The sequence below is a fragment of the Chryseobacterium vrystaatense genome, from assembly GCF_000737765.1.
In the GTDB taxonomy this organism is placed as follows: domain Bacteria; phylum Bacteroidota; class Bacteroidia; order Flavobacteriales; family Weeksellaceae; genus Chryseobacterium; species Chryseobacterium vrystaatense.
Genome location: NZ_JPRI01000001.1, coordinates 39,538 through 53,991, shown reverse-complemented (window position 1 = coordinate 53,991; position 14,454 = coordinate 39,538). Strand labels below are relative to the sequence as shown.

Sequence of the window (14,454 nt, the reverse complement as noted above, 5' to 3'; positions counted from 1 at the left end):
GTGATGGTTAGTTTTTTTGATAAGCCAAAGGAACAATATATAATAAGGCCGGACTAGAGTAGAAAATACCAAATTCAGGAGTCCGTATTTATACGTAATAGATATTTGTTTTGCCTTATGTACAGGCGTTTTATGCGGTATGGAGAATCACTGATTTAGGAATGTTGTTTAATCTTTATTTTATCCCTTATAATTTTCTCCAGAAGACCAGTATTTAGTATTTTTGTAAGAATCCAATTAAAATAAAAATGAACGAATTCGTAGTATCAGAAATTAAAAACAATATCGCCGAAATTACTTTCGGAACACCAAAAAGCAATTCACTTCCGGGTGCTATTTTAGAGAAACTGGCTCAGACTATTCTCGATGAAGGCGCTAAAGAGGAAGTAAAGGCTATTTTGGTAAAGAGTGAAGGTGAAAAAGCATTCTGTGCAGGAGCAAGTTTTGATGAGCTTTTGTCTATAGAAGAACTGGAAGCCTCAACAAAATTTTTCGGAGGATTTGCTAAAGTTCTGAATGCGATGAGAAACTGTGGGAAAATAGTGGTGGTAAGAGTTCAGGGGAAAACAACCGGTGGAGGAGTAGGAATTGCCTGTGGGGCAGATTACTGTTTCGCGACTAGAGATTCAGCTTTGGCACTCACAGAGATTAATTTAGGAATCGGACCTTTCGTGATCGGACCGTATGTAGAACGAAAAATTGGAAAGTCACAGTTTTCTGCAATGGCTATTGATGCTGATTTCAGATCAGCAGAATGGGCAGAACAGCACAATGTCTATCATTCCGTATCAGAAAACATTGAAGAAATGGATTCTAAATTAGAAAAATTTATGCAGACGTTAGCTTCCAGAAGCAGTGATGCATTAGCTTTAATCAAGAAAGTATCGTGGGAAGGGACCGATCATTTTAATGAATTGATGCCTGCAAGAATCCATATGAGTGCCAGTTTAATTCTTGAAGATTCTGCGAAGAAAAATATTGAAGGGATTAAAGAAAGATTAAGAGCAAAATAATTCTTTACTTAACATAAAAATAAAGAGGTTATCCAAATGGTTAACCTCTTTATTTTTGATGTATTAAATTTGAATTTGAATCAGAAGAAACCCGCTTCAATTATGAAGCGGATTTCTAGTTAATATGAATGTTGAATTAAAGTTCGTTTTGTTGTACCAATCCTTGAGATGCGTTGATCTCAGCTTGAGGAATAAGCCATGTCCAGCGCTTATCTCCGGCAGGAACAGTACTTAAATTATTGGTGACAGCAGAGACGTGATTTGCACCCGTTCTGTCTAAAGGAAGATTTAATCTTTTCAGATCAAGAAACCTGAAGCCCTCTCCCCAAAGTTCTAATCTTCTGCTGTTTAAAACTTCAGTAATATAGGCTTGACCTGTTGTTGTGGCACCTGCATATGAAGGGTTTCTATTTTTTGTAAACTCATTAAATATAATTTTAGAGTCTGCCTCTTTATTGTCTTTTGCTAATGCTTCGGCTTCAATAAGATACATTTCCGCAGATCGCATAAATGGAATATCACCTAAACTTGTATTATTATCAACAGTGCCTGATGCATTTACAGAAAGAAACTTCTGTGATGTATAAGGGAATTTACTGTAAGTATTAGGTAGTGCAAGTGCTGTATGTGCTCCTGTAGGATCGATAACCTGTGTTCTCACATCGGTTGCCGGAAACATCGCGTATAATAAATTATTCACGACTTTAGGGGCTTGTCTAATCTGTCCTGAATTATAATTTCTGGACATATACCCCATAAAATTTCCAAAGAAATCTGTTGTGGCATCAATTGGTTTATAGCCCCAAACCCATTCAGAATTGGAATAACTGTTGAAACCTGATTTATATTGGGTATTGTTCATTAGTACAAAGCCCTGTCTAGCTTCTTTTGCGTATAAAGCAGCGTTAGCATATTTACCCTGTACTAAAGCTACTCTAGCCATTAATCCTCTGACAACATTTGCGTTAAAGTGAGATTTATCAGACCTTGTTTTGCCGTTTAGGAAACTGTAAGCCTGTGCAAAATCTGAATTTATCAATGTATAGACCTCTTCCAGAGATGATCTGGGAATAGCATTAAAAGAGTCATCCAGCCTAAGCGGTACTCCGGGTTGCGAATTCGTAGTTCCTTCAACATATCTTTTTGCATAAATCTGGGCAAGCATAAAATAGCAATATCCCCTGAAAGCATAAGCTTCGCCCAATACTTTATCCTTGAGCGTCTGATCCCCCTGAACGTTAGGGGCTGCCTTTATAATAATGTTCGCAATTCTTATCTGTCCATAGTAAAAATCGTATGGATAAAATAAGTTTGTAGAAGTGGCATTAGCATTATCCAGCCATCGGAGAGTAGTTACAAACCATCCGTTACCCGTAGTAGGAAAAACTAAATCATCTCCCATTACATCCATATAGATCATTATTCCGGTAGCGCCATTCTGTCCCTGGTTGCTGTTTTGCCTGTAATACATATTTCTATGCATCCCATTAATGGCAATATTTAAGTTATCCAGACTTGATGTTACTAATAGCTCACTGGCTGCGGTGGTTGGATCTTTCTCCAGATCATCTCTTTCGCAGGATGATAAAATACTTAATATTGAAAAGCCGGAAATTAGCAGTGCTTTATTTGTAATAAATTTCATTTTGATAATTTTAAAAAGTTGTACTTAAACCGAAAGTAATAATTCTGGAAGGCGAATATCTGTTAGTGACAGTACCGTTAAAGGTAGAGTAGGGCTCTAAGCCTTTCCTTTTGCTGGTAACCCAAAGATTTTCTCCACTCACAAACAATTTTAAGCTGCTTACTCCCACACTTTTTATAATGTTAGGATTAAAGCTGTAACCTATTGAAGCATTTCTCAACATCAGATAACTGGCATCTACCAACCATCTTGATGAAGCAGAATTTGAAGCTACTACTGTTGATGCGTTGAGAGCAGGTACATCAGTAATCTGTCCGGGAGTGGTCCAACGGTTATAGATGTCGGTATGTGCAGCTCCTCCTTGAGGATAGGCATCCATCAAACTTGCATAGTTAGTATCATAGATTTTTCCTCCAAACTGGTAATTGAATGATGCAGAAAGCTCCCAGTTTTTAAAGTTAAATGTAGTTGAGAAATTTCCAAAGAAATCAGGAATTGCTGATCCATGATATTCATATTTAGCTTTATTTTGATTAGTTGTAACCAGGACTCCGTTTACAGTTCTTACATCTGCTGCTGTAGAACCTGGGAATAAATCCTGATCTAAGACAAATAATGGGGATCCATCAGAAGGATCTACTCCGTACCATGATCTTAACCAAAAAGCATATAAATCTTTACCTTTCATCAGCTTTTTACTCCCATTAATAAATTCGTCCTGAGAAAGGGCTGTAATCTCATTCTTATAAGTAGTTCCGTAGGCTGATACAGTCCATTTCACGTTTTGATTCTTGATAATATCTGCGCTCAAAGTGATTTCATATCCTTTATTTACCATGTTACCTACGTTTCTGTCAATACTATTACCTGGAATACCTGCATTTATAGGAGCTTGAAAAGGAAAAAGCAACCCTTTGGTTTCAGAATTATAATATTCTACAGTACCGCGCACTCTTTTATTAAATAATTCAAATTCTAAGGCAATATCAGATTGCGCTTTAGTTTCCCAGGTAACTAAAGGATCTCCCACATTGGTAAGCAAAATTCCCGGTTCTACACCATTGTTGTAGCCTAAAGCAAATAAGGTTTGATAGGCATAATTAGTATCCAGAGCATCGTTACCTACTTCGCCATAAGAACCTCTTAGTTTTAAGAAATTCACAAATTTATTACCCTGCAGGAAGTTTTCTTTTGAAATCACCCATCCGGCACCAGCTGACCAGAATGACTCCCATCTTACATCTGTAGCAAAACGGGAAGATCCATCCCATCTTACTGAGCCTTCTAAAAGATACTTTTCATTATAATTGTAGTTTAACCTTGTAAACCAGCTTTCTTTAGTTCTTTCTCGAAGATATGAAGTAAGGGTATTGTTATCTACAAAGTTTCCAAACTCATAAAAATTATCCAATACCTGATTTCTCTTATAACCATACATATTATCTTGCTTATAATCAAAATTTTCATGTCCGGCAAGAACAGTTACATCATGTCCTCCTAATTTTTTATTATACGTTAATACCTGGTTCCAGGTAAAGTCTCTGGTGAGGTACATTGTTCTGGAAGCAGAACCAATTCCCAGTGCATCCCCGATCAGTCTGTTTCCATATGTTTTATTTAATGTTCCTCTGAAATTATATGCTGCATTGGTTCTGAACATCAATTCCGGTAGAAGCTTAAACTCGGCGTATACATTAGACTGGAGATTGTATGAATTTGTTTTATCATCATTTAGTAAAGTTTCCCAGATAATATTTCTACCTGCAGCGGCATCGACACCGCGCAAAGAGCCATCATCATAAAGAACATCACCGTTTATATCATATAGTCTCTCTCCGGTAACAGGGTTATGTCGGTATGGACTATAAATTGGTCCCATACCACGCGTCCATGCATAAGGATTTATATAGGCTGAATTATTGTCTGCTCCATTAACAGCTAAACCTTGGCTCGTAATAACACCATTTAAGCTGGTTCCAATTTTAAACCAGTCTTTAACTTGTGAATCTGCATTAATTCTTAAATTAATACGTTCGAAACTTGACTTTACAATGTATCCTTTTTCATTGGTGTAGCCTAGTGAGCTGAACAATGTACTTTTATCATTTCCACCTGAAAAACTAATTGTATGGTCTTGTCTTAAACCTACACCGATTATAGGATCGGCCCAGTCAAAATCATTGTAACGCATTTTAGCCGAAGAATTAAGCAATCCATCAATAACCAACTGATTATCCGGTATATCATAAATGTTGGTTCTTAGGTTTCCGGAAATTAAATTATTAGTTGCCCACAAGTTTGATGCGGCAAGACTTTCAGTTGGATTTGTTATTCTTCTGCCATTACGCATGGCTTCCCACGCAAGAACATAATAATCAGCTGCCCCTACTCTGTCATACTCTTGTACAAATCTGCTTACAATACCTGTATTGGAGTTAAGGGTAAATCTGGATGAATTTTTTTTACCCCTCTTGGTAGTTACCATAATAACGCCATTAGCTGCACTTGACCCATATAGAGCAGTTGATGCTGCATCTTTTAACACATTTAAACTCTCAATGTCGTTAGGATTCAATGAATTTAGGTCGCCTGGAAAAGGAACTCCATCCACTATTAAAAGGGGATCGTTTGAAACAAGGTAAGAACCCGTTCCTCTGATTCTTATTGATGAACCTTCACCTGGCTGGCCGGTACCGGCAGCAATCTGAATACCAGCTCCAGCACCATCCAATGCCTGCAAAACGTTGGAAATAGGCCGGTTCTCTATTTTAGCTGCGTCTACCTGAATATTAGACCCGGTAATAGTCCCCTTTTTCTGTTTCCCGTAAGCAACAATGACAACTTCATCAATGTCTTTGGTTTTCGTCGAATCTTTCTGTGCTGTTACAGCTTGGGCCGTAAAAAAAAATACGGCTGTAGATAAAATTTTTAATTTCACATTCGAGTTCATATTAACAAAATTTAATAAATAATTAACACAAATATGTGATATTTTTTTAATCCAACAATGGTTTTTATGTTAAAATGTTATGTTTTTGATAAATATTAAGTAAGTTATTTAAAATTGTTAATGAATGTTAATTTTTTCGTGTTTTTATGAAAAAAAATTAACTATATTTTGTTTTTTAGTGAAATTTTTAAATCAAATGGATTTGAAGTTTAGTATTGCTGGTCGAAAAAATATACATCAATGAAATTCTCAACAGCAGAAGATTGGAATTATATGGCGAAGAATTTAAGTTTCTCAAGAGACTTTATTAAGGTCTTGTAAGAGCGGAAAATTATAATTCAATGGTTATAAATAATGTGATGAATGTATCTAATACTGATCCGAGATGGGAATTTCTAACTCCTCCAGAGAAAGAACCACTTTGCTGTGCTTTAAATAAACAACTACTACCTGCATTCCTGTTTTGTATCTTAGGTAATCATCTTTAGAAACAGGCAGTTTTATTTTTTCATCTTTGTTTCGTCCGGAGAAGGTGAGGATATATTCATCATTTTCTGTGGTATGGCGGCTGGTGATAATGCTCTTCAGAATGTTTTTTCCATTCCTGATATCTCTTTCCCAGTTCTGGACGAAATACATATAGACCAGGTACATGATGAGATAAAAAAATGCATACAAAGCTGATGCAACACAGAAAAACAGAATGTAATGATAATATTTGAAGTTGATAAATTCATCTTTCAATAAATAGCAGGCGATAAGAATGATGAGAATGATGACGGCCAGTAGAATACCCGGAGCATCTTTAAAGAAACCTTTTCTCTGAACATTTATATTGTTCAGCTCAGAGTCCGTTAAAGGAATGTTTTCCTCCAGTTGAATCTGAGAATAATCTATTGAAGCTTTGCCCATAATACATTCATTAACTAATTTAGGATTCTGTTTCTGTCAATGGTAAACTCAATTCTGTTTTCTTAAAGTTAAGAATTGTAGAAATGGAGAAGAAAAAAATACTATTAAATTTTAAAAAATAATTGGAAGATTAAAAATAAATTATAACTTTGTAATTCAAAGTTCTTTTTATGGATTCAAAAAACTATCACGAAGACTTATCTCATATCCGTTCCATGATGGAGCGGTCTTCCAGATTTATTTCATTGAGCGGACTGTCTGGAGTATTTGCCGGAGTCGCTGCACTTATTGGTGCGGGATATGTGTATTTTGTTTTCCAGCGCGAGGGAATAAGCTATTTTGATGGGCAGAGAAATTTCTTCAGCCCCGCATTGGTAAGAGAACTTGTCGTGATTGGAACTGTGATCTTGCTTGCAGCAGTGCTCAGCGGCTATATTTTTACCGCTAATAAAAGCAAAAAGAAAGGACAGAAGATCTGGGATAGTACCACAAAGCGACTGTTGCTTACCTTTGCTGTTCCTTTGGTAACAGGAGGAGTCTTTTGTCTGGCTCTCCTTTTTCACCATCTGTTTGTGTGGATAGCCCCGGCTACACTGATCTTTTATGGAATAGCGCTGGTGAGTGCAGAAAGATATACGCTCACCGATATTAAATATCTTGGATACTGTCAGATTATCCTGGGATTGATTTCTCTGTTCTTTTTAGGGTGGGGACTCTTATTCTGGGCGATTGGTTTTGGGGTTTTACATATTGTGTATGGACTGATCATGCATAAAAAATATAAATAAAGATTAAATTTGCAGGATTTTTAAGAACCGCTTCTTAAACTCATGCAGCTACTGCCTTGTTATGATAAAAATAAATCAACTCAATAAAGAATTCGAAAGCCGTGTAAGACTGGGAATAATGTCCGTTCTTATGGTCAACGACTGGGTTGATTTTTCTGAAATGAAAGGGCTTCTGGAAATCACAGACGGCAACCTGGCCAGCCACAGTAATGCATTGGAAAAAGCAGGATACATAGAAGTGAAAAAAGAATTTGTAGGCAAAAAACCTAAAACGTCTTACCGTGTGACACAGAATGGGAGGGAGGCTTTTAATGAACACCTTGACGGACTTGAAAAACTATTGGGGAGATAAACCTATATTTTTTTGAAATTATACTTTGAAATACAAAGTACTTTACACTTTAAAATTAAATAAAATGATGACACAAAAACAAAAAACATTCACAATTTATTTGCTTCCATTGGTTTTACTGTGTATTCCATTGTTGGGAACCCTAATTTCTAAAGAGATCAATTGGTCAGTTTCAGATTTTCTGATTGCAGGCGTTTTACTCTTTAGCACTGCATTTCTAATCAATCTGGTAAGAAGCAAAATTAAAAAACAAAGCCAGAGAATTTTAATCTGCGTTTTCGTTTTGATGGTCTTCGGCTTAGTCTGGATTGAATTGGCGGTAGGGATTTTCGGCAGTCCATTCGCAGGAAATTAAAGCAGGTTTTCAAATTATAAAATTTCAGTGATGACAAGAAAAACTTTCATTAAAAGACTCGCACAAATTTCAGTGATAGGAATATTTCCGGCATTGTATTCCTGGCAGATAGAACCTTTCTGGGTAGAATTTGTCCAAAGAAAGCTTCCTGTTAAAAACCTTCCCGAAACATTGGACGGGAAAATACTGATGCAGATATCAGATTTACACGTGGGTGACCGCTTCGACTGGAATTTTCTTATCGATTCTTTCCAAAAAGCTCAACAGTTCAATCCTGATTTTGTGGTCTATACAGGAGATTTCGTGAATCAAGGAACAGCACAAGAACAGGAAGACTTGAAAAAAGTAATGAACCAGGCCGTTCATGGCAAACTGGCAACTTTTGGAATCCTTGGAAACCATGATTATGGAAAGAACTGGAGTGATAACCATTGTGCAGAAAACATCTGCCGGATTCTTGAAGATGTTGGAGTTATTATGCTTAACAACAGAAGTGAAGAAAGTCACGGCTTGAATTTTATAGGTTTTGAAGATCTGTGGTCTCCGAATTTCTATCCAACTGAAGTGATGAAATTGCATAATCCCTCTAAAGCCAATATTGTACTCTGTCATAATCCGGATGCCTGCGACAGGGATATATGGAACGGATACCAGGGATGGATACTAAGTGGTCATACACATGGAGGACAGTGCAGAATCCCGGGAGTCATCACACCGCTTCTTCCCGTTGAAAACAGAAAATATATTTCAGGGGAAATAGATCTTCAGGATGGAAGAATCCTGTATATCAACAGAGCTATTGGTCATTCTTTTCAGATCAGATTTATGGTACGTCCGGAAATTACCGTCTTTACTTTAACACAGGCTTAAAATATTTACATCTATGAAAGATCATCAAATTATAAATGTTGGAAAATATATGTTTGGATTGTGCTTCGCACTGGGAAATATCTGCCTTTTCGGGTATCTAATAACAAAGCATGTGGATTTTGCTATAGGAGGATATATTCTCCTGATTTTCGGGACAATTTTAAATTTCCTTATTGTCATAGGACTATTAGTCTATGGACTTCTCCATCAGGCTAAGTTAAAGGTTTGTCTCAAAACTATTGGTGTGATGACGATCAATATTCCCATAGCTATTCTTTACGCTGCCATAGGACTTAATCTAAACTAGATAATACAACACGGATGAAGGATCCTCAAATAAAGAGAAAAATACGTTTTGTCATGCCAGGAATTAATTTAATATTTAAATAATACATTATGAAAAAAGTACGTGTTCAATTTCTGCTTTTTGTCTACGATAAAACCCAGAAACTCTACAGAAAATATTTTAAAAGAAAAAAAAGACAATGGCAGTTCAATGAAGAACAGCTGCTGCAATTTCAGGAAGATTCCTTGGGTAGAAAACTAGGGGAATTTTACAAAAAACATGGATTTTCTATGATTCCAAAAATGGAAGACCATGACGTACATCACCTGATCACCGGATGCGGAACCCATTTCGAAGATGAGGTTGCGATGCAATATCTGCTTCTTGGAAACGGTAAGCTCAATGCCCATCTGCTGGCTGCTGTTATATTGGGAACACTTATCCTCCCGGAATACATGAAACTGTATATGAAGGCATACAGAAAGGGGCAGAGCATGAGACCCTTTTACCACTGGGACTTTGAAAGCCTTTTGTGGCAGAATTTTGACCACCTGAAAGATTATATCCAACAGAAAGAAACAGCGCCACTCTATTAATGATAAGCCATGAAGAAAATAAAATATACTGCGCTTGGTAGAAATACTTTTCTGATCTCGTTTTTATCAGGGACATTACTTTTAATCTGTTACCTGATCACAAAAGCAGAACTTCTGATGGTCTTCGGGTTTTACTTTGTCACCATAGCAGCAGTTGTCAATTTGCTTGTTCTGCTGTACGAGCTGATGGAATTCCTGACCCATACTGCGGATAAGAAAACCTCTGGAAACTCTGTCTTGCTGCTTTTGGTTAATATTCCTATTACCATTCTTTATATGGGTATACTCATTGATTTTAAACTATAAACCAATCAATCCTTCAAATTTTAATATCTCCCATCATGAAAACACATCATTATATATTTCTTACAACCGCCTTGTTTGTTATTCTTTTTTATGATCAGGACATCGGTATGAATCTCGGAATTCTGAGTATCTTTTACGCAGGGTTGACTCTGTTCAAAACTCCGGAAAGAAACAGGACAAGAATCTTTATGATACTTTTTGTTACAACTATTTTGTCGGGCATTGCTTTTATCTGGTTCAGAGATTTTCCGTCCTTACTGGCGGTTGTAAGTTCCATTCTTCTTCTTGGTTACCGTTCTAGAAACAGAAAATTGAAAATTCTTTTTCTGATTCCTGTATTTATCATCAACAGTTTTACCTCTATTTTCAGGATCTTTAACTTTGAGGGGTGGCTTCCCAAGAGAAATGTTTCGGGAGTATGGCAGAAAAGCTTAGGGTTCATTATTATTCCCGTAGTGCTGATCTCCATATTTTTCGGTATCTATTCTGCAGGAAGTGATCATTTTGCAGCCCTTTTCAGAGATTATGAACTTGATATTAATATATGGCAGATACTGTGTCTGTCAGTTCTGGGTTTCTTTATTGCTTTCAATTACTGGAATTATTCGGTAGAAAGATTCATTTACAAAAAGAATGATCTGCTGGATGATAATTTTAAAGATGCAGCCAAAATACAGAAAGCAACCTATTCTTTTCTTGATCTTGACGCAGAAAGAACAAGCGGAATTATTTCTTTCTTCTGTCTGAATATTTTACTGGTCTTTTTTATCATCACTTACAATTATGAGCAGTTTTATGAGGCGTCAAAAACGCCGGTTCAGCTTTCAGAGGAAACTCATGACAGAGTCAATGCGGTCATCATGTCTATTGTGATGGCAGTGTTGGTGATTATGTTCTATTTTAAATCCAGTTTTAATTTTGATCCTAAGGCAAAACTCATGAAAATTCTTGCCAGAATCTGGATCATACTGAATGCTCTTCTTGTTCTTTGTACCGCACTGAAAAACTACGAATATATAATCAGTTACGGTTTTACTTATAAAAGATTGGGAGTGGTTGCTTTTCTCCTGTTGGCACTGACCGGATTGGGATTAACTTTTATTAAAATTCAGCGAAAAAAAAGAAATGCATTCCTGTTCAATGTGATGACCTGGTATTTTTATGGAACAATTTTGGCTTGCAGTTATGTCAACTGGGGCGGAATTATTACTTCCCAGAATATGAAACGTAAAGATTTTGTGGTGAACTATCACCTTGAACAGATCAATTTCAGTGAAAGACAGCTGCTCAGGTATGCAGATCAAAAGAACGATCCTCTGCTTAAAAAGAAAGTAATGGAAAAAGTAAAAGAAGAAAAATCCAAACCTTTCCTTTCAAAAATCCTTTACTATGAAACATTAAAAGAGTAATTATTATGAAAAAATCCTTATTGTTAATTCCATTGATTATTATTTCATGTAAAAAAGAAGCGAACATCACAGAAACTCCAAACAGAGATTCTGCTGTGGTCACAGAAATGCCGGATGTCGCAGCAAAAGCGGATTCTGCTGAACTTAGAAAGAAAGATTCAATCATTAACAATGCTCCTGTCACTAAAGAAGTCCTTCGCAAAGGAGTGATGAGAAGTGAAAAAGAGGGCCAGATTGTAAGAACAGCCGATGCATCTCAGCTGCCTTTCACACTGGGAGAAGAATTTACAAAAGACGGTCAGGAGCTGGTTCTGAAACTGACACATTATGATAAACCCTCTATTAAAGCTACAATTTCTACCAATGAGAAAGACTTTAATATCAGATTCAATCAGATAAAACTTCCCAATGGCGACTATGACGGGCCCTTCAGCAGAGAGATTACTTATGAAACAAAAGGGACAGGTGAGGTCTGGTTAATTATTGGTAAAAGCAATATGGCTTCCGGTAATACAAAAGGAAGTTTTAATGTTAGCGTAGAATAAGATTTACCGATTTGGTATAATTTCTGCAAACTCAATTCTAAAGTTTAAGATTATGAAAAATATATTTTTAATGACAGCGGCATTCTCAGCATTAGTAGTAAGCTGTGGAACTGTACAGTCGCTGGTTCAGAATACTTTCCCATATACAGCCAATGTGTTGGTGTCTACAGGAGTGCCGGCAGATAAAGAAGTTTCCTCAACATCTACTGCTACCAATGTACAGACTTGGTTTGGAGGAAATAATAATGCAAAGATCAAGGATGTAAGAATTTCAGAAGCAAAAATTTCTGTAGCTTCTCCTTCAGGTGGAAATCTGAGTGCAGTGAAATCAGTGAAAGTATATGTCTCATCCAGCGGAACAGGTGAAAAACTTGTTGCTTCACGTTCCAATATAACAACAGATTCTTCCAGCTTAAATCTGGACCTGAACGATACAGGATATCTGGATGAGGTTGTAAAAAGTTCAGGACTTACAGTAAGAACAGTGTATGAACTGAAGAACCAGACAAGCTCAGATATGACTCTTAAAATAGCGCTGAATTTCAACAGTGTTCCTGCAAAATAGTTTTTATTAAACAGATTAAAAAAACGTCTTTCAAAATTTGAAAGACGTTTTCTATTTGGATGGGATTATAATTTCGTGAATTTTTCAACAACTCTCCTTTGCCCTTCAGTAATATTGATGATATACTGTCCTGTAGAAAGATTTGAAGTATTGATCTTTTCATTAGGGGAAACAGAACCTTTTGTAACTGTTCGCCCTTGCATGTTAATGATTTCAAAATCAAGTTTTTTACTTTCTTTCCCTTGAATAGCAATATAACTTGACGCAGGATTAGGGTAAATTTTAATATCCAATGGCACAGGAACAGCGGTATTCTTAGTCTTAAGGAATAGAGTGCCTTCGAGTTGCAAAATGGCATTTTTTACATTAGGTAAAGGTCCTATTTTTTGATTAACGACAGTGCCTCCCTGTGGAATTCCAGTAGATATTAATAAGTTTTTCATTGCTGCGGGAGTCAGATACTGTCCTGTGGTCTGATAATAATAAGACTGGATCAATGTCGCAGCAGAAGCAACTACAGGAGTTGCAGAACTTGTTCCGCTAAAATAGTTATAAGTACGGTTGGTGTCACCGTCATATTGTGCATAAGAACCGTATCCCGCCGCCAGAACGCTGCTTCCCCAACCCTGTACATCCACTCTGCTTCCGTATGTGCTGAAGCTCAGTTTTGAATGCGTGGTATTGGGCGAACCTGCACCAACAATGATCGCTCCGCTATTTCCTCTTGCATTATACGCAGCATAAAAAGGATCATCAAGATTTTGATTTCCGTTACCTGCTGCTGCAATAATAATAATTCCGGAATCGGTAGCGGCTTTCGTCAAGTCCCAGATCACACTGTTGTATTCAGCAGGACAATATTGGCCGTCTTTTCCTCCTGTCTGCATTTCATATAAAATAATATCACCGGCCTGCGATGCATTGATCGATCTGCTTACCGCAGAAGCCCTGTCATAACCTACAGTGGTCCATTCCATAAATCCTTTTATTTCGGAAGCACTGTAAGCCCCTCCTGAAAGTCCGATATTATCTTTTACAGAACCTAAAATACTTACCACAGCTGTTCCGTGATCACGATAGTTGTTATTTGATAATCCTGCATTCGGGGCAAATCCTGTTTCAAGCTGAATAGAATTTTGGTTGGAAAGCATTTCGTGGGTTTTGTAAAATCCATATTCTACATCACGGATTCTGATGTTTTGTCCTGTAATACCTCGTGACCAGGCATATTTTGCATTTATTCCCGGATTATCGTTGAGGTAAGTTTGAACGTTTTCTAGATCAGGTGTAGCCACAAAAGCTTTAACAAATGGAGGTTCAATCGGAACGCTGCTCATGACAGAAACGTATTCTACTTCCGGAAACTTTTCCAGAGTGGAGGCCAGCTTTTCGGCATCTTCATTATTTTGAAGAGGAATATTCACTTTAAAGATCCGTTTCAGTTTTTCGACAGATTCACCTGAATGACCGTTTGTCTTGCTGTTTCTGATCATTTCATCAAGCTTGCGGTTCGTGAATCCGAAATCGTTCACAAATGAAATTTCATTTTTTTTAACAAACTCTGCCAAAGCAGGATTTTTGGCTAGTGCAGCTTTTTCAGATTCAATATTTTTTGAAAAGCATACATATATGTTAGGATTTTGTTTGTCGGCCTTATTGGGGGCATTTTGGCCGTAAAAAAGGAAAAAGCTGAAAAGTAATAATGTAAAAAGTTTGAATTTTGTTCTCATATTATAAGATTAAATGGTTGTAATCCAAATATATAACTTTAATGAGTAATATTGTGAAATGGGAAAATAATTAACGTAATTGTTTAGAAATAGCTTTATTTTTGTTAATAATGAATAAAAAAAGCTAATAAA

Annotated in this window: 15 protein-coding genes; 11 read left to right on the top strand and 4 right to left on the bottom strand. The window is 36.7% G+C overall.

Annotation, left to right across the window (positions count from 1 at the left end):
• The first annotated feature begins 248 nt into the window (after positions 1-248).
• Positions 249-1,013, top strand: coding sequence for an enoyl-CoA hydratase/isomerase family protein (locus IW16_RS00235; protein WP_034738545.1), 765 nt, complete (start codon positions 249-251; stop codon positions 1,011-1,013).
• 136 nt (positions 1,014-1,149) lie between these two features.
• On the opposite strand, the gene IW16_RS00230 is transcribed toward IW16_RS00235, so the two are convergent.
• The 3 genes from IW16_RS00230 to IW16_RS00220 all read right to left on the bottom strand — a co-directional run bounded on the left by IW16_RS00230 (position 1,150) and on the right by IW16_RS00220 (position 6,520).
• Entirely contained in the window at positions 1,150-2,658 is a 1,509-nt protein-coding gene (locus IW16_RS00230; protein ID WP_051889802.1) for a RagB/SusD family nutrient uptake outer membrane protein, read from the bottom strand.
• Between the two features lie 10 nt (positions 2,659-2,668).
• Entirely contained in the window at positions 2,669-5,608 is a 2,940-nt protein-coding gene (locus IW16_RS00225) for a SusC/RagA family TonB-linked outer membrane protein (protein WP_034738541.1), read from the bottom strand.
• A gap of 369 nt (positions 5,609-5,977) precedes the next feature.
• On the bottom strand, positions 5,978-6,520 hold the full coding sequence (locus tag IW16_RS00220) for a hypothetical protein (RefSeq protein ID WP_034738539.1): 543 nt from the start codon (positions 6,518-6,520) through the stop codon (positions 5,978-5,980).
• 170 nt (positions 6,521-6,690) lie between these two features.
• Here IW16_RS00220 and IW16_RS00215 point away from each other — a divergent pair, with 170 nt between their 5' ends.
• The 10 genes from IW16_RS00215 (at position 6,691) to IW16_RS00170 (ending at position 12,592) form a co-directional block, all read left to right on the top strand.
• Positions 6,691-7,308 (top strand): hypothetical protein, encoded by a 618-nt coding sequence (locus IW16_RS00215; protein WP_034738537.1) that lies wholly within the window; start codon positions 6,691-6,693, stop codon positions 7,306-7,308.
• A gap of 61 nt (positions 7,309-7,369) precedes the next feature.
• Positions 7,370-7,660: a winged helix-turn-helix domain-containing protein gene (locus tag IW16_RS00210; protein WP_034738535.1), complete on the top strand. Its 291-nt coding sequence runs from the start codon at positions 7,370-7,372 to the stop codon at positions 7,658-7,660.
• Between the two features lie 64 nt (positions 7,661-7,724).
• Positions 7,725-8,015, top strand: coding sequence for a hypothetical protein (locus IW16_RS00205; protein WP_084694470.1), 291 nt, complete (start codon positions 7,725-7,727; stop codon positions 8,013-8,015).
• A 30-nt stretch (positions 8,016-8,045) separates the two neighbouring features.
• Positions 8,046-8,885: a metallophosphoesterase gene (locus IW16_RS00200; RefSeq protein ID WP_034738533.1), complete on the top strand. Its 840-nt coding sequence runs from the start codon at positions 8,046-8,048 to the stop codon at positions 8,883-8,885.
• A 13-nt stretch (positions 8,886-8,898) separates the two neighbouring features.
• Positions 8,899-9,192: a hypothetical protein gene (locus tag IW16_RS00195; protein WP_034738530.1), complete on the top strand. Its 294-nt coding sequence runs from the start codon at positions 8,899-8,901 to the stop codon at positions 9,190-9,192.
• Positions 9,193-9,281: 89 nt separating this feature from the next.
• Positions 9,282-9,767, top strand: coding sequence for a Coq4 family protein (locus IW16_RS00190; protein ID WP_034738527.1), 486 nt, complete (start codon positions 9,282-9,284; stop codon positions 9,765-9,767).
• A gap of 9 nt (positions 9,768-9,776) precedes the next feature.
• A complete protein-coding gene (locus IW16_RS00185; protein WP_034738524.1) occupies positions 9,777-10,073 on the top strand; it encodes a hypothetical protein in 297 nt (98 codons plus the stop codon).
• Between the two features lie 35 nt (positions 10,074-10,108).
• A complete protein-coding gene (locus IW16_RS00180; protein WP_034738521.1) occupies positions 10,109-11,482 on the top strand; it encodes a DUF4153 domain-containing protein in 1,374 nt (457 codons plus the stop codon).
• A 5-nt stretch (positions 11,483-11,487) separates the two neighbouring features.
• Positions 11,488-12,027, top strand: coding sequence for a hypothetical protein (locus IW16_RS00175; protein WP_034738518.1), 540 nt, complete (start codon positions 11,488-11,490; stop codon positions 12,025-12,027).
• 52 nt (positions 12,028-12,079) lie between these two features.
• Positions 12,080-12,592, top strand: coding sequence for a hypothetical protein (locus IW16_RS00170; protein WP_034738516.1), 513 nt, complete (start codon positions 12,080-12,082; stop codon positions 12,590-12,592).
• 65 nt (positions 12,593-12,657) lie between these two features.
• Here the strand turns inward: IW16_RS00170 and IW16_RS25495 are convergent, their stop codons facing one another.
• A complete protein-coding gene (locus IW16_RS25495) occupies positions 12,658-14,322 on the bottom strand; it encodes a S8/S53 family peptidase (protein WP_051889800.1) in 1,665 nt (554 codons plus the stop codon).
• Positions 14,323-14,454: the final 132 nt, after the last annotated feature.